The organism is Paracoccus maritimus (assembly GCF_025195095.1).
Lineage (GTDB): Bacteria > Pseudomonadota > Alphaproteobacteria > Rhodobacterales > Rhodobacteraceae > Paracoccus > Paracoccus maritimus.
Genome location: NZ_JANAVZ010000015.1, coordinates 17,728 through 32,436 on the forward strand (window position 1 = coordinate 17,728; position 14,709 = coordinate 32,436).

Annotated in this window: 15 protein-coding genes; 3 read left to right on the forward strand and 12 right to left on the reverse strand. The window is 65.0% G+C overall.

Annotation, left to right across the window (positions count from 1 at the left end):
* Positions 1 to 9: 9 nt before the first annotated feature.
* The 10 genes from MU516_RS17335 to MU516_RS17380 all read right to left on the reverse strand — a co-directional run bounded on the left by MU516_RS17335 (position 10) and on the right by MU516_RS17380 (position 9,067).
* On the reverse strand, positions 10 to 690 hold the full coding sequence (locus MU516_RS17335) for a PIG-L deacetylase family protein (protein ID WP_260278516.1): 681 nt from the start codon (positions 688 to 690) through the stop codon (positions 10 to 12).
* Positions 690 to 1,970, reverse strand: a complete 1,281-nt coding sequence (locus MU516_RS17340; RefSeq protein WP_260278517.1) for an MGH1-like glycoside hydrolase domain-containing protein — start codon at positions 1,968 to 1,970, stop codon at positions 690 to 692. The genes MU516_RS17335 and MU516_RS17340 overlap by 1 nt, the downstream gene beginning before the upstream one ends.
* A 16-nt stretch (positions 1,971 to 1,986) precedes the next feature.
* Positions 1,987 to 3,030, reverse strand: coding sequence for an ABC transporter ATP-binding protein (locus MU516_RS17345; protein ID WP_260278518.1), 1,044 nt, complete (start codon positions 3,028 to 3,030; stop codon positions 1,987 to 1,989).
* A 10-nt stretch (positions 3,031 to 3,040) separates the two neighbouring features.
* A complete protein-coding gene (locus MU516_RS17350; RefSeq protein WP_260278519.1) occupies positions 3,041 to 3,880 on the reverse strand; it encodes a carbohydrate ABC transporter permease in 840 nt (279 codons plus the stop codon).
* Positions 3,877 to 4,725, reverse strand: coding sequence for a carbohydrate ABC transporter permease (locus MU516_RS17355; protein ID WP_260278520.1), 849 nt, complete (start codon positions 4,723 to 4,725; stop codon positions 3,877 to 3,879). Before MU516_RS17355 ends, MU516_RS17350 begins: the two co-directional genes overlap by 4 nt.
* Positions 4,726 to 4,805: 80 nt before the next feature.
* On the reverse strand, positions 4,806 to 6,074 hold the full coding sequence (locus MU516_RS17360; RefSeq protein WP_260278521.1) for an ABC transporter substrate-binding protein: 1,269 nt from the start codon (positions 6,072 to 6,074) through the stop codon (positions 4,806 to 4,808).
* Positions 6,075 to 6,094: 20 nt separating this feature from the next.
* Entirely contained in the window at positions 6,095 to 7,123 is a 1,029-nt protein-coding gene (locus MU516_RS17365; RefSeq protein ID WP_260278522.1) for a LacI family DNA-binding transcriptional regulator, read from the reverse strand.
* A gap of 159 nt (positions 7,124 to 7,282) precedes the next feature.
* Entirely contained in the window at positions 7,283 to 8,263 is a 981-nt protein-coding gene (locus MU516_RS17370; RefSeq protein WP_260278523.1) for a hypothetical protein, read from the reverse strand.
* 154 nt (positions 8,264 to 8,417) lie between these two features.
* The gene (locus MU516_RS17375; protein WP_260278524.1) at positions 8,418 to 8,825 is read right to left on the reverse strand and encodes a type II toxin-antitoxin system VapC family toxin; all 408 of its coding nucleotides are present in this window, start codon (positions 8,823 to 8,825) and stop codon (positions 8,418 to 8,420) included.
* Complete coding sequence (locus tag MU516_RS17380; RefSeq protein ID WP_260278525.1) at positions 8,825 to 9,067, reverse strand: type II toxin-antitoxin system Phd/YefM family antitoxin; 243 nt, start codon at positions 9,065 to 9,067, stop codon at positions 8,825 to 8,827. The genes MU516_RS17375 and MU516_RS17380 overlap by 1 nt, the downstream gene beginning before the upstream one ends.
* A gap of 51 nt (positions 9,068 to 9,118) precedes the next feature.
* On the opposite strand from MU516_RS17380, the gene MU516_RS17385 reads away from it, so the two are divergent.
* Positions 9,119 to 10,159, forward strand: a complete 1,041-nt coding sequence (locus MU516_RS17385; protein ID WP_260278526.1) for a tyrosine-type recombinase/integrase — start codon at positions 9,119 to 9,121, stop codon at positions 10,157 to 10,159.
* A 31-nt stretch (positions 10,160 to 10,190) separates the two neighbouring features.
* Here the strand turns inward: MU516_RS17385 and MU516_RS17390 are convergent, their stop codons facing one another.
* Together MU516_RS17390 and MU516_RS17395 are read right to left on the reverse strand one after the other, a co-directional pair.
* A complete protein-coding gene (locus MU516_RS17390) occupies positions 10,191 to 11,297 on the reverse strand; it encodes a ParB/RepB/Spo0J family partition protein (protein ID WP_260278527.1) in 1,107 nt (368 codons plus the stop codon).
* Positions 11,294 to 12,598, reverse strand: coding sequence for an AAA family ATPase (locus MU516_RS17395; protein ID WP_209058914.1), 1,305 nt, complete (start codon positions 12,596 to 12,598; stop codon positions 11,294 to 11,296). Before MU516_RS17395 ends, MU516_RS17390 begins: the two co-directional genes overlap by 4 nt.
* A 496-nt stretch (positions 12,599 to 13,094) precedes the next feature.
* On the opposite strand from MU516_RS17395, the gene MU516_RS17400 reads away from it, so the two are divergent.
* Entirely contained in the window at positions 13,095 to 13,769 is a 675-nt protein-coding gene (locus MU516_RS17400; RefSeq protein ID WP_260278528.1) for a DnaA N-terminal domain-containing protein, read from the forward strand.
* Positions 13,770 to 13,898: 129 nt separating this feature from the next.
* Positions 13,899 to 14,657 carry a transporter substrate-binding domain-containing protein gene (locus MU516_RS17405; RefSeq protein ID WP_260278529.1) on the forward strand — a complete coding sequence of 253 codons (759 nt, stop codon included), beginning with the start codon at positions 13,899 to 13,901 and terminating at the stop codon, positions 14,655 to 14,657.
* Positions 14,658 to 14,709 lie beyond the last annotated feature (52 nt).

Here is a 14,709-nt window from a genome sequence, read left to right on the forward strand (position 1 = left end):
GGGCCCGGCTCAATCGCGCCGGTCACGAACCGGGGTGACACGGGGCGGCGGCGGGATCAGCGCCCGAATATCGGCGAAGGGATAGCGCGGGCAGAAGGACAGTGCCTCGGCATGGCCGGCATCATCGCCGCATTGTGCGGCACGCAGCCGTGACAAGGTTTCGGCACGCTGGACGAACCGCGCAGGTTGCTGCGTCTGATGGCAGAGAATGGCGCGCGCCTTGTCCTTCGCATGGGGGCCGATGTCGATCCAGTAGCGCGGCTCTACCCCAAGGCCAGAAGGCGGGTCGCAATGTGCCACAGGCACCCGGAATCCCGCCGCCTGCAAGACCGCGGTGGCCAGCGCCCGATGATCCGCATGATAATCGTTCACGGGATGGGTCATAACCAGATCGGGCGCGATATTCCGGATCGCCGCGCCAAGCAGACCCGTCACCTCGGGCAACCGTTCCGTCAGGCTGCCATCCGGCAAACCAAGCATGCTCAATGCGGCACCCAGGACTGCTGCGCCATCGGCGGCCTCTTTCGCACGCTGCGCCGCCAGCGCCTCCGCGTCACCCTTGCCCCCAAGCCGACCATCCGTGGCTATCAGGATGAACGTCTCGGCGCCCACCTCGCGCCAGGCCAGCAGGCTGCCTCCCATGAAGATTTCGGCGTCATCGGGATGCGCCGTGACGGCCAGGATCCGCATCATGCGGCCTTTCGCAGGAACTCGATGACCATCGCGGCGGTCCAGGTGAACCGGCCGCCGCCGCAAGGCGTGCCATCCCGAGGACCGTAATATTCGGCAAAACCACCGGTCGTGATAAGACGCAGGGAATCGTGCCGGATGCGTTCCGCGGTGGACTCGTGGCCCGCAGCCCGCAGCCCATCGGCGATCAGATAGTTCACGATCAACCAGACCGGGCCGCGCCAGTAGCGCAGGGGATCGAAACGCGGATCGGCCGGATCGTGGCTGGGCACCGTGAACTGGACTTGCCCGGCCAGCGCGTCGACCCGCGCGGCAAGCGCGGCCGACCGTGCGGGCGGCAGCGTCGCAAAAGCCGGCAGGATGCCTCCCACCGACGCACTGCCGATCAGATCGCCGGTGACCCGGTCAAGGCACAGATACTGCCCGTGACCTTCGTCCCACAGCGCCTCAAGCGCCGTGGTCGCACGGGCCGCGCGGTCGCGGTTGCGGGCGGCGATCTCCGGCAGATCCAGCCGGTCCGCCAGTTCCGCCAGGTCGGCGCAGGATCGGATCAGGATGCCGTTGAACCCCGGATCGACGACCCGGAAGGGCGAGGCGTCATGCAGTCGCGTATTGTCCCAGCCCATCGACCGGAAATGTTCGACCAGCCACAGATAGCGGTCATACTGGTCCTTGGTTGGGCGATGTTCGGGGTCTGCATGCTGGGTATCGCGACGAGTATATGGCGCGATCCCATCCGTCGGCACCCGTTCGAAGGCCGTGTCCCAGTCGATCGAATTGTCGCGCCCCGATTCCCAAGGATGCAGGATGGCCACCAACCCCTGCCCTTCGGGATCGCGGCAACGGAAGAACCAGTCATGCCATCGGTCGATCGCGCCTGCCAGCACGCGGGCGCGGTCTGCGAAGGCGGCAGGATCGGCACTGCGTTGCATTAGCCGCGCCAGGGCGAAGCCCGCCACAGGCGGCTGGGTGATACCCGAGGTCGGCGTTGCCAGACCAAGGATCGGCGCGGTGTTCCAGACATCGGCACCAGGAAAATAGCCGTCGTCATCGACGTGAAAGACGATATGCGGCACCATTCCATCCGGCCACTGATGCGCAAACAGGGTCTCGATCTCGGTAAAGGCGCGATCCTCGTCCAGCGCCGCAAGCCCCAGCGCGGTCAGGCAGGAATCCCAATTCCACTGAAAGGGATACAATCCCTTGGTCGGAACGGTGTAGGCGCCGCGATCATTTTCGCGCAATATCTCGGCGGCAGCGGCATAGTCGGGTCGGGTCATCTGGGTCACATCTTCCTCAGGCGGCAATGGCGGTTTCGGTTTCCGGATCGAACCAGCGGGCACGCCCTGGCATCGGTGCCAGATGCAGGCGGTCGCCCGGCACCACGCGACGTTCGCTTTCCAGAACGGCGCGGAAGGTCTGGCCCTCGACCTCTGTGGTGACCAGCAGATGCGGACCCAGCGGCTCGACCACCCTGGCGATGGCGGGAATGCCGGCCTCGGCGGGGGTCAGATCCTCGGGCCGGATGGCGAATTCCAGTGGTCGTTCGGCGGTCGGCCCCTGCAGCGAGAACCCTGCAACCGACCAGCGCCCACCGCCATCCGCGCGCGCGGGCAGGAAATTCATCGGAGGGTTGCCGATGAAGCTGCCAACAAAGCGCGTCGCCGGATTGCGATAGACCTCGATCGGTTCGGCTGCCTGTACGATGCGTCCCTTGTGGACGACGGCGATGCGGTCGGCCAGACTCATCGCTTCGACCTGATCATGGGTGACATAGATCGCGGTCGATTTCGCTTCGGCCAGAACGCCCTTCAATTCGGCCCGCATCTCAAGGCGCAACAGCGCGTCCAGATTGGAAAGCGGCTCGTCCATCAGGATCACCTCGGGCTCCATGGCCAAGGCACGCGCGACGGCCACGCGCTGGCGCTGCCCCCCCGACAACTGACCGGAATAGCGTTCCAGCAACTGTTCGATATGCATCAGCTCGGCGGTGCGGGTCACGCGGCGCCGAACTTGATCCTGTGGGGTTTTCTGCATGCGCAGGCCGAAGGCGATGTTTTCGAACACGGTCAGATGCGGAAAGACGGCATAGTTCTGGAAAACCATGGCGATCCCGCGCTGGCGCGGCGGCAGGTGGTCCACCCGTCGCCCGCCGATCCAGATTTCGCCCTCGGATGGGGTTTCCAGCCCGGCGATGATCCGCAGCAAGGTGGTCTTTCCGCAACCCGAGGCGCCCAGAAGGACCATGAATTCCTTGTCAGCGATGGTCATGTCAACATTGTGCAGCGCGGTGACGGCGCCGAAACGCTTGGCCACGTTCTTGATTTCTATGATAGCCATGAACCCCTCCTCAGCGGTTGGCGATGCCCCACATGGCAAACAGATATTTGCGCACGAGGAAGATGAAGATCAGTGCGGGCACGACCAGCACGAAGCCACCCGCGAATTTCAGCGGCATCGGCGAGACGTCCAGCGATTGCAGCAGGAATGCGGTCAGCGTCCGGTTCTGGATGGTCAGCACCGAAGCGGCGAAAACCTCGTTCCACGAAATGACGAAGGCGAACACCGCACTGGCGGCGATCCCCGGCCGGATCAGCGGCCAGACCACCTTGTGAAAGGCACCGATGCGCGTGCAACCCAGCGTCCAAGCGGCTTCCTCCAGCTCCATCGGGATGCCGGAAAACAGCGAGAATGTGATCAACACCGCGAAGGGCAGCGCCAGCGTGGTGTGGACCAGGGCAAGCCCGAACAGGCTGTCATCCAGACCCACGCGAATGAACATCACGGCCAGCGGCAGCGCCAGCAAGGGCAGCGGAAAGGCCCGTGTCATCAGCACCAACAGCCGAAAGCTCTCCTTGCCGCGAAAATCGAACCGCGACAGGGCGTAGCCGGCAGGCGCGCCCAGGCCGATCGACATGATCATGGTCAGCAGTGCGACGATCGCCGAGTTCAGCAAGGCGCGGCTGACACCCTGAAACCCGGCAAAGAACGACAAGCTGCCCAGATCGAATTCCGGCACCAGCGATTTCGGAAATCCGTTCACCGCGTCGGGCGAGCTGAAGGTGTTCACCGCCAGAAGCCACAGCGGCACCAGCACCCACAAAAGCAGCGCGACCACCGCGGCCCGCATCGCGAACCGCCCGCGCTTGCGATGCGCGGGTAGCGCATCCGTCAGGGTTGTCGTGGTCATATCCGGGCCTCCTTGGGCACGCGCAGCGCGCGCATGATGACCAGCGTCGCCGCGATCGAGATGGCAAGGATGACGATCGCAAACGCCGCCGCCACGCCGCGATCCTGCAAGGCGAACTGCCAGTGATAGGTTTCACCCATCAGGACGGGCAGCGAGGTTCCCCCCAGCGCAGCCACGACCGCGAAAACCTCGAAGGCCAGGATGACCCGCAGGATCAGCGCGGTCTGAAGGCTGGGCCTCAGCAACGGCAGCGTGACGCGGATGAAGCGTTTCCAGGGCGAAGCGCCGAAAACCTCGGCGGCTTCATCATATTCCTTGGGAATAAGCCCCATCCCGGCGACAAGGATCACCAGCATGATCGCCGTCGCCCGCCACACCTCGGCCAGCACGACGGCCGCGAAGATCACGCCCTTGCTTTGATAACCAAGCCATGTGCCAGGCTGGTCGATGATGCCAAGGTGATACAGCATCGAATTCAGAAAGCCCGACTGCTCGAAGATGGCCAGCCAGATGATGCCCGCGGCAAGATCCGAGATGCCCAACGGGATCGTGAAGACATACAGCGCCATGTCGCGGCCGCTGGTCATCTTGGTCACCAGCACCGCCATAAGCAGCGCCAGCGCCGTCTGGATCGGCACCACCACCGCCGCCAGCAGCAACGTGTTGGTCATCGCTGCGGGGAATTTCCAGTGCCCCAAAGCAGTCTGGAAGTTCTGTGCGGTGAAAGTTCCGTCACGGGTAAAAGCTTCGATCGCGACAAGCACGAATGGATACAGAAAGAAGGCGCACAGGAACAATGTCGCCGGGAGCAGCAGCAGATAGGGGATCCGGGCTGGCGTCAACATGGCCACCTCTGGCTAGCGGAGTCGATGAAACAAGGATCTTGGGGCCGGCACGGAATTGGCGCCGTGCCGGCCTGATGCCGTCACTCGACCGGGCAGGGACCATCGGACGGGGCGTCCGGTGCCCAACAGGGCGCGCCGGTTTCCTTCATCAGGGCGTCCAGCGCGTTTGCCTGATCGTCCAGCGCATCACGGATCGGCTGGCCGCCAAGTATCGTGCGCTCGAACATGTCGACATAGACCTGGTTGAACTTTCCGCCCGCATCGCCAAGGCCCATGGGCAGCAGCGCCGTGATCGAGTCCTCGGATTTCGAGGTATAGCTGATCACCTCGCCCGCAGCCTTGACCGAGGGCGGCATGTCATCTGGCAGGTCCACATCGACGACGGGGAAGAAGTTCGTGGCCCGAAGCGTTGCGATCTGGGCCTCGGGCGACAGCATATAGTCGATCAGCGCCGCCGACGCCTCGGGATCGGGCGCCGTCGCCGGGATCGCCATGCCGGCGATGACCGGCATGTAGCCGCGACCCTTCGGCCCCTTGGGGGTCGGGAAAGCCACGAAATCGTCGGGCTTCTGATTGAACGCTTCCGCAAGGCGCGCGGTATGGTCGAAGGCGACCCAGACCTCTCCGGTCAGCAGCGGTTCCTGCATGAAGGCATAGTTGGTCGATGCAGGGGTGGTGAACTGCCACAATTCGGCCAGCTTGTTCCACGCCTCTTCCGCCTCGGCAGACTTGAAGGTGCGCACGACCCCGCCGGTATAGGACGGCAGCAGATAGCCCTGGAAGAACCGGTGCTTCAGCCCCTTCGGACCGGCAGGCAGACCGAATTTCGGCCCGCCTGTGGCCTCGGCCATGGCGCCGGCCCACTGGATCAGTTGGTCATAGGTCAGCTCGTTCAGATCGGCGCCTTCCGGCAGAAATTCCAGCGCCTGCTTGTTGGCCGCCATCATATAGGTCGCCTGCATCCAGGGGACGTATTTCTGTCCGTCACCGCCAAGCTTGCCCAATTCTGCATAGGCGGGCACGACATTCGCCGAGTCCAGATCGGTATCCAGATCGACAAGCCCGCCTTCGACCGAGGTGAAATCGCCGTGCAACCCGCCCAACAATGCGATGCTGCCTGACCCGGCCTGTGTTTCGGCCTGAATCCGGGTGATCCAGGGGCCTTCGTCGGCGGCCTGATAGTCCACCGGCTGGTCAAACCCCGACAGAACGTCGTCGCGCATCCGCTGCGTTTCCTCGACGGGCTTGGCCTGCGTGGACCAGAACAGCAGATCCTGCGCCTGCGCCGACGTCGCACAAAGCGCAAGCCCGGCGGCAACAATGCCGGTCGTCAGTCTGAATTTGGTCATGTTGTTTCCTCCCTGTTTTTTCATTCGAGTAGCGGCGCAGGACCGTGCGTCGCCCGCGAAACGAACTGCGCCTGGCACATCATCTGCGTCGGGGCGCCGTCACGGGCAGTCAGCAGATCGTGCATCATCCCGGCCGCCAGCCGACCGACCTGACGGTTGTCGGGGTCGAATGTTGTCAGCGGCGGCGCCGAATAGGCCGATCCCGAGATATCGTCGAAGCCGATCACGGAAAGCTCTGCCGGAACGGACAATCCGATCCGGGCCGCGATCATCAGCACGTCCAGCGCGATCCCGTCGACAAGTCCCAGTATAGCGGTCGGCCTGTCCTTGCCCGCGAGGATCGAGGCGATTCCGTCGTGACGCGCGCGGCGATCGTCGCGCGCCGCCGCACAACGCGACAGACGCAGGCCCAGCCTGCTTGCCGCGGCTTCGGTGGCGGCCTCGCGGCGCCGCGCGAACGTCAGATCGTCCGTGATCGAGATCAGACCGACATGACGATGCCCCAACCCGGCCAGCGTCTCGATCGCGTGATCGAAGGCTGCACCGTCATCGACATCCAGCCACGGGTGATCGGGCATGCCGTCGCGCTGGCGCCCCAGCGTCACGAAAGGCAGGTCGCGATCCAGCAGAAAGGCGATCCGAGGATCCTCGGATGCGATCCTCGTCAGCACCAGCCCATCGACCCGGCGCGCGTTCACCAGCTTTCGGATCGTGTCCAGCGGCGTATGGCCGGGCGCGACGGCCGCGATCATCAATTGCAGATCCCGCTCGGCAAGGCCTTCGGACAGGCCCGCGACGATCGCGCCAAGATAGGCGTCCACGAACTGGCGCTCGCCCACCGGCAGGACCAGCCCGACATATCCCGACTTCCCAGATGCCAGCATTCGCCCGGCCGAATTGGGTTCGTATCCCAGCCGCCGGGCGGCGTCCGCGACGCGTTCGCGTGTCGCAAGGGCAATATCGGAATAGCCCCCCAAAGCGCGCGAAACCGTCGGCACCGACAAGCCCAACTCTTCTGCGATCTCGCGAAGCGAACTGCGCTTGGCCATCTTGATCGGCACCTCCCCGCGCCGGTCGCCTAGTTTCTAAAGCGCTTTAGATCCTGTTCTATGCCTATCCACTTGTCAAGACGCCCACTGATGAAAGGTCGTGTGGAAGGATTGTCACTCATGGCGCGCCGATCCAGAGCGACACACTCCCTGCCGGATTCACAATGCGGCGGTCCACACCCGGAAACGCGTGGCGCCGGTGGTCTCGCGGACCAGCCCCATTCCGGCCAGACGCACCAGCAGGCGTTCCGCAGTGTCGCGGCTGATCCCGGCTTCGGCCTCGACCATCGCCGTGGTCATCTGTGGCGACGCCGCCAGAACCGCCACGATCCGCAAAGGGTTGTCCCCCTTGATCCGGGCCACCCGACGCCGCGCGTGATCTTGCCATGCCGTCAACCGGGCAAGTTCGGTCCTTGCCGCATCGGCGCCCTCGGCGATCGCATCATACCACGCGGAAAGGCGCTGACCCGGCGCGCCGCCCGCAACCCGAACTTTGCGGCGCGACCGGCCGATCGGCGCGAACACCGCCGCGACACAATCACACGCCATGGTCCGGGCGGCCCAACAGGCCGGCTCGACCATGTCGCCCTCGGGCGTAAGATCGGACAACCGCAACGCCAACTCTCCAAAGGCTGCCCGCGTCAGCGGATGCAGACCTGCCGCCGCCGCCATCGCCATGTCGAACTCCGTCGCGGCCGCGTCGAACGCATCGCCGGTCGCCCGCAGCGGCAGCAACGCCGTGGTTCCGCTTGCATCAAGGCGGTGAAGCCCCAGGAAGTCGCGCAGATCGTCCAGACGGCCCCGCCCCTGCAGCCGCCGCAGCGCCCACCGTCCGGCGCGCAGCGCGTCAGGATCGCTGTCGGCGCGGGCATCCATCACGTCGCGGCCCAGAATTTCGGCCGACAGAGGCGTGCCGGCCGTCCATAGAATGGCCTCGGTCTCGCGCATTGCCAGCCGCGCGATCGCACCAGGCCTCAGCCGCGACGCATCCAGCGCCGTCAGAGCACCATCCAGCCGACCCAACGCCATTGCCGCGCGCGCCAGCGGTCCTGCAAGAGTCGCCTCGGCGACCTGCCAGGAGACGGGATCCATGATCCGCGACGGGTCGTCATCGACATCGGATAAAGGGTACTGAACCATACGATCCGCAGATTATCGCAATTCTGCGGATTACAGAAGCACACATTTCCTTTGCCAATTACTCGTGATAAGGTGCACTTATCAGGACTGTTGACAACAGCATGAAACCGTCCCCATTCTCCCCCTCATGCAGCCATGCGACAGCACACGCGCACTAGGTTCGGAAGGGATCTTCCAGCGCCACACCAGTCGGTGCAAAGTCCGCGACATTGCCTGTCACCACCACGGCGCCATGCCGCAATGCGGTCGCCGCGATCATCAGATCGGCGCCGGAATGGCCGATCTGCCGGCTCAGGCGGCCCCAGATCCGGGCGTCCTCGGCCCCGAAATCCAGAATCCGGTCGCCAAAGATCCGCAGCGTCCGGTCAAGCCACGCCTGCAGATCAGACGCAAAGCCGGGATCGCGCTGCACTTGCTGCTGGATGCCGCGCTCGATCTCGCCCACCGTGATGACGCTCAGGAACAGATCCGCCTCGGCCTTGTCGGCAAGCCACGCGGCGACACGCGGCGCGCGGTCGGGACGGCGCGCCGCCGAGATGACGTTGGTATCCAGAAGATACATCAGAACTCGACATCCCGGGGCTGCACCTTGGTACGCGGGATTTCAGGCCCCGGAAATCCCATCAGGTGCTGGGCAAAACTTTCGCGGCCCTGCACCTCACCGGCCAACATGCGCCGATATTCCTCGACCGAAAGCACGACAACGGCAGGCTTGCCGCGCCGGCTGACCTCTTGCGGCTGCCCGGCCAGCGCCGCTTCGACCACCGCGCTGAAGCGGTTCTTCGCATCCTGGAGGGTCCACATGGCTTTCTTCCTGTCTAGCTATCTGTCTAGATATGACATCCGCAGGGTGCCATGACAACCCCCCTGCCCTTCACCGACCACCTGCCGTGGACCGATGCCGCCGCACTGGCCGAGCTGTATCGACGCGGCACGCCCGACAACACAGTGCGGGCCTGGGAACGCGATCTGGCCTATGTCACCGCCTGGAAACAGGCGGCGTTCGGCAACGCGCTGACCTGGCCCGAAGCCGAGGCCGTGGCCCTGCGTTTCGTGCTGGATCACGCCAGCGACCTCAGCGACGCCTCCGGACCTGCTCGCGATGCGGCCGAGGCATTGATCGTCGCGGGGCTCAGGCGCAGCCTTGCCTGCCCGGCCCCGGCGACACTGGATCGCCGCATCGCGTCGTGGCGGGCGTTTCATCGCATGAAGAACCTGCCCTCGCCATTCGATGCGCCGCTGGTGGCGCAGGCCCGGGGCCGCGCCCGGCGCGCCGCCGCGCGGCCCCGCCACCGCAAGTCGCAGAACCCGATCACCCGCAAGGTGCTGGAGGCGATGCTTGCGACCTGCGACAGCAGCCATCGCGGCCTGCGCGACCGGGCGGCGCTGATGCTGGGCTGGGCCTCGGGCGGGCGGCGGCGGTCCGAAATCGTGGCCCTGAACCGTGACGACATCGACGACCGCGACCTGACCGCCAAGGGCATATTGCGCATCAGATTGCTGACCACCAAGACAACCGGGCCCGACGCCGCGCCCCGGCTGCCGCTGAAGGGACGCGCGGCGCACGCCGTGATGGACTGGATCACCGCCGCGCGGATCGAGACGGGCCCCCTGTTCCGGCCGGTCAGCCTGGCCGACCGCCCCCTGCCCCGCCGACTGTCGCCGGACGGCCTGTCGGTGCTGCTGCGGCACCGGCTTGAACTGGCGGGCTATCCGCCCGGATTCGCCAGCGCACATGGCCTGCGCGCGGGGTTCCTGACCCAGGCTGCGCTGGACGGTGCGCCCTTGCAGGCTGCGATGCAGCTTTCGCTGCACCGCAGCGCAAATCAGGCACAGCAGTATTACGCGGATATCGAAATCGAACGAAATCCCGCCACCGACCTTCTGGAGGATTGACCCGGATCGGCAATCTTCCCCGCGGGGAAGATCAGTCGATCTGGTCCAGCAGCGCGGCCACAGCCGCCTCCAGCCGACGACGGTCCACGGCGGTGAAATCGCGCGGCAGGCGGATCTCCAGCCGGCCATTCGCGGCGACGCATTTCGCGCTGCCCTGCGGGCGGGCAAGCTGGAAGGTGGTCTTGGCCTTGCCGCCGGACCCGGTCGGCGCGGACCGCGCACGCGGCGCGGCATCGCCCGACCCGGCATCACCCCCCTGCCCCGCGAAACGCCGCAGAACCTCCAGCTCGTCCTTGACCGAACGCGTGTCCCAGTCGCGAAACTCGGCCTTGATCGCGGCAGCCGTTCCCGGCATCTCGTCCAGCCGTTGCGACAGCGCCAGACCCAGGGCGCGCGGAATTTCCTGCGGATACAGCAGCGTCTCGCCCAGCCTTTCCACCACGCGGATGAAATTCCTGATATAGCTGCGCTTCTGATAGCCCGCAGACCGGAACAGGATCGCGACGGCCTTTTCGGGATCGTTCTCCGGGGTCAGCGGGTCCATCGCATAATGGACGGCAAGCTGCGCCATCTCGGCGAACGAGATGTCCTTGCGGACCATGTTCTCGTCCACCATGCGACGATACAGCTGTTCCAGCGCGTCGCCGCGTGCCGCGATCCCGGCGGGGATCCGGCCCCAGGCTTCGGCATCACCCGTCTCTTCAAGCAATGCGCGATAGGCCGACAGGCGGCGCCAGCCCTGGATCAGCTCGTATCTTCCATCGCCCGAAGGTTCCACGCGGATCGGGTTCGACAGACCGATTTCGCGGATCGAGTCGGTCAACTCGGCCAGTTCGAAATCCGCCCCCGGCGCGCGGTCGCGGATCAGTTTCTGCGTGTCGATCGCATCCAGCGGGATCATGTCGGTGATCAGTCCGGCGCGCTTCAGACGGACATGTTCCTGCGCAAGCGCGTCGTTCTCGGCGCGGATCCGCGCCTCGACCTGCGCGCGGTCGCGGCTGGATTCGGCCGTCTCGGCGATCGCCGTGGCCATCGGACCGCGCCGCGCGTCACGGTCGTCGGTCTTCCCCGCGGGGAAGGTTTCGGCGGGATCTTCCTCTGGCATCTCGATGTCGAACATGCGGCGTTTGCGGCTCATGCGTCAGCCTCCATCTGGTCCCATGCCGCCAGGACATGGCTGCGGAATTCCTCGTAGGCCTGATCGAATGTCGCGCGGGCGCGTCGCCATGTGTTGCGGGTCATCTCGCGATAGTCGATCTCGTAGATCGAGCTAAGGAAGCGGCCGGACTGTTCGACGGCGCGCGTCAGCTCGATCGGGTGCTGGGCCATGCGGTCGCCGAACACCTGCCGGAACGCGTTCAGCATCGCCTGATGCAACTCGTTCGACGGCTCGAACCTGGTCATCAGGAAGCGGACATCGTGGAACGCCTTGGGCAAGGCGATCTTCCCCGTGGGGAAGTTTTCGAACCCGTGCGACAGATCCTCGAGCGCCTCGGACAACTGGCCGATGAAGCTGGTGGTGGAGTCGTATTCCCAGTAGCCGGGACCTGACGGGATATACAGCATGTCGGCGGCAAAGACCGCGTTCATCGACTGATAGCCGATGGCGGGCGGGCAGTCGAACAGGATCAGGTCATAGGCGTCATCGGCCAGCCCGTCCAGGAAACGCGACACCGCGCCGAAGAAAGTCCATTCGGGATTGAGGTGCCGATACTGGGCGCTGGCGAATTCGACGAAGGCCGCGTTGGCGCAGCTGGGAACGATGTCAATGGTCGGCCACGCGGTCGGCTTGATGAAGTCCGACGGGCGCAGCGCGCCCAGGCCCATGTCCCGGATCGAGGACGGCAGCTTGCGCTGGGGCAGGGCGGTGCCGCTTTCGGCGCCGGACCCGACGGCGTTCATGCGATCCGTCTCGCGTTCAAGATCGCGGGCCATGATGCCCCAGACGGTGTGGTCCTCGCCGACATCGGTCAGGCCCATCGAATGTGACAGCGTCGCCTGCGGGTCGAAATCGACCAGCAGCACCCGATAGCCGTCCAGCGCCGCGGCGTGGGCGAAATGCAAGGCCACGGTCGACTTGCCCGCGCCGCCCTTGAAGTTGGCGATGGCCGCGCGGAAGGCGCGCTTGCCCGCCGGACGGGGAGGCAGCAGCGACCGCTTGCCGATCCGGATGCGGCGGCGCAGTTCGTTGATCTCGTCCAGGCTGAACCAGCGCTGCCGGCCTTCTTCCTCGACTTCCCCAAGGGGAAGGTTCGGGTCCGCCGCCAGCTTGCCGCGGAAGGTGGACTGGTTGATGCGGAAGATCAGTTCCGAGACTTCCCAGGACGAAAAGCGTCGCAGCGTCTTCTCGTTATCGGGGCTGAAGGTCTGGCGCCGGATCCAGCCCTGCATCTTCAGGGACTGTGCCTGCAGCCGGGCGAGGTCTTCGTGCGTATACATGTTGTGCCTGTCTTGAAGGACGTTGATTACTGCCATCTCTGCTTTTACGCCGAATTTGCGCTTTTGGCAAAAGACGTTTTCAATCAGGTCAGCATCGGTCGCCAAGGCGCGAATCGCGGCCCATATCTGCGAATCGGCGCGCACCGGGCGCAGCGCCCAGCCCTCGGACCGGACGCCAGAAATGGGGGACGCGGGAAGGCCGCACACCACAGATTGGGGGACATCGGCGCGATATCAGGGGACATCCAAGGCGTCACCCAATACCAGTGATACCGATTTTTCAATCAGGATCGGGACAGGAAACGATCCAGCCGAGCAAAGTTCTTGACAGAATCGGATTTCAGGACGCAAATGCGGTAAGGATGGCGAAAAGCGTTGCGGTCGTTCGACCAAGACACCAGACAGGGCGGCAAAGACCCCCCAAGCCATCGAGGCAGAAAGGCCGCAGCAAGGCGGCATGGCAAGGGCAGCCGGTGCATGACCGGCAGGAGCAGTGATGCAGGTGATCCGACCCGTCGGCCGGGAGGCCGCGGCGAAAAAATACGACATCCTGTCGGCGATGATGGCCCATGCGCTGGCCGGTGACCAGCACCGGCAACGGCTGATCCTGCGGCTGATGGCGCTGATCACCACACGCTACAACTGGCAGCGCAACGAACTTGCCACGGGACAGCGCGAGATCGCCCGGCTGTGGTGCGTGGACGAACGCACCGTCAAGCGCGACATGGCGCGGCTGCGCGGACTTGGCTGGGTTCAGGTCAAGCGGGCAGGGGCCCGCGGTCGGGTCTCGGTCCTGGGGCTGGATCTGGAACGGATCATGCTGGATACGCGCCCCGAATGGTCCCATATCGGCGAGGATTTCGTGGCCCGTGTCGGACAGGGGCCGCAGCCCGCGGAAAGCACCGTGGTTCCGTTCCGCAGACCCGATCCGGTGCCGGGCGACGGCGTCTGGCCTGCGATCTGCGACCGGCTTGCCGCCGAGGATCCGGCGCTGTGCGACGCCTGGTTCCGGGCGCTGCGCGAGGCCGGGATCGCCGAGGGGCGGCTGACCCTGATCGCGCCGTCGCGATTTCATGCGACCTATGTGCGCACGCATCTTCTGGGGCGGCTGAAGATCGCCGCGCGACGCCATGACGGTAGCATCGCCGATGTCGTCATCGACACGCTTTGATGCAACGAAGTCGTTTAATAACAACAGCTTGGGAAATGCGGTTGACGCTGTCCCGGCCCCCCGACATGCTACCCGGTGATAAATGGCGGGTGAAGATCCGCCGTCTTCAGACAGGGAAAAGGGGAAAAGATGATACGCGAATTCAAGTCTCTGGCACTGGCGGGTTGCATCGGTCTGGGCGCGATGAGCGCCGGCATGGCAACCGCGCAAACGGCCAAGGTCGCGACCGACCCCAGCTTCGTTCCATTCGAGATGCTGGATCAGGAAAGCGGCGAGATGATCGGCTTCGATATGGACATCATCGCCGCGATCGCGGACCGGGCCGGGTTCGAATACGAACTGAACACGATGGACTTCAACGGCATCATTCCGGCCGTGCAGACCGGCAATATCGACATCGCGATTGCCGGGATCACCATCACCGATGAGCGGGGCGAGATCGTCGATTTCTCGGACCCCTATTACGACAGCGGCCTGAAGATCCTGGTCGCCGCCGATAACGAGGACGTCGAATCCGTCGAGGATCTGGCCGGCATGAAGATCGGCACCAAGATCGGATCGACCAGCTTCGACTATCTGACCGAAAATCTGGGCGACGACGCCGAGATCACGCCCTATCCCGGCTCCAGCGACATGTATATGGCGCTGATGGGCGGCAGCGTGGACGCGGTCTTCTATGACGCGCCGAACGTGGCCTATTTCGCGCAGACCCGCGGCGAGGGCCGCGTGAAGGTCGTCGGCCCGCTGTACGAGGGGCAGCAATACGGGATCGCCTTCGTCAAGGGCAGCGAATTGCTGGAACCCGCCAACGAGGCGCTGGCCGCGATGCGCGAGGACGGCACCTATGACGAGATCCACGCGAAATGGTTCGGCGAAAGCACCGAATAATCTTCGGGCACGATGCGCCGCCCGCCTGACGGGCGGCGCCACCATGACGCGG

Coding starts and splice junctions, on each gene's coding strand:
- MU516_RS17335 (WP_260278516.1), bottom strand. CDS start 690: ATGCGGATCCTGGCCGTCACGGCGCATCCCGATGACGCCGAAATCTTC.
- MU516_RS17340 (WP_260278517.1), bottom strand. CDS start 1,970: ATGACCCGACCCGACTATGCCGCTGCCGCCGAGATATTGCGCGAAAAT.
- MU516_RS17345 (WP_260278518.1), bottom strand. CDS start 3,030: ATGGCTATCATAGAAATCAAGAACGTGGCCAAGCGTTTCGGCGCCGTC.
- MU516_RS17350 (WP_260278519.1), bottom strand. CDS start 3,880: ATGACCACGACAACCCTGACGGATGCGCTACCCGCGCATCGCAAGCGC.
- MU516_RS17355 (WP_260278520.1), bottom strand. CDS start 4,725: ATGTTGACGCCAGCCCGGATCCCCTATCTGCTGCTGCTCCCGGCGACA.
- MU516_RS17360 (WP_260278521.1), bottom strand. CDS start 6,074: ATGACCAAATTCAGACTGACGACCGGCATTGTTGCCGCCGGGCTTGCG.
- MU516_RS17365 (WP_260278522.1), bottom strand. CDS start 7,123: ATGGCCAAGCGCAGTTCGCTTCGCGAGATCGCAGAAGAGTTGGGCTTG.
- MU516_RS17370 (WP_260278523.1), bottom strand. CDS start 8,263: ATGGTTCAGTACCCTTTATCCGATGTCGATGACGACCCGTCGCGGATC.
- MU516_RS17375 (WP_260278524.1), bottom strand. CDS start 8,825: ATGTATCTTCTGGATACCAACGTCATCTCGGCGGCGCGCCGTCCCGAC.
- MU516_RS17380 (WP_260278525.1), bottom strand. CDS start 9,067: ATGTGGACCCTCCAGGATGCGAAGAACCGCTTCAGCGCGGTGGTCGAA.
- MU516_RS17385 (WP_260278526.1), top strand. CDS start 9,119: ATGACAACCCCCCTGCCCTTCACCGACCACCTGCCGTGGACCGATGCC.
- MU516_RS17390 (WP_260278527.1), bottom strand. CDS start 11,297: ATGAGCCGCAAACGCCGCATGTTCGACATCGAGATGCCAGAGGAAGAT.
- MU516_RS17395 (WP_209058914.1), bottom strand. CDS start 12,598: ATGTATACGCACGAAGACCTCGCCCGGCTGCAGGCACAGTCCCTGAAG.
- MU516_RS17400 (WP_260278528.1), top strand. CDS start 13,095: ATGCAGGTGATCCGACCCGTCGGCCGGGAGGCCGCGGCGAAAAAATAC.
- MU516_RS17405 (WP_260278529.1), top strand. CDS start 13,899: ATGATACGCGAATTCAAGTCTCTGGCACTGGCGGGTTGCATCGGTCTG.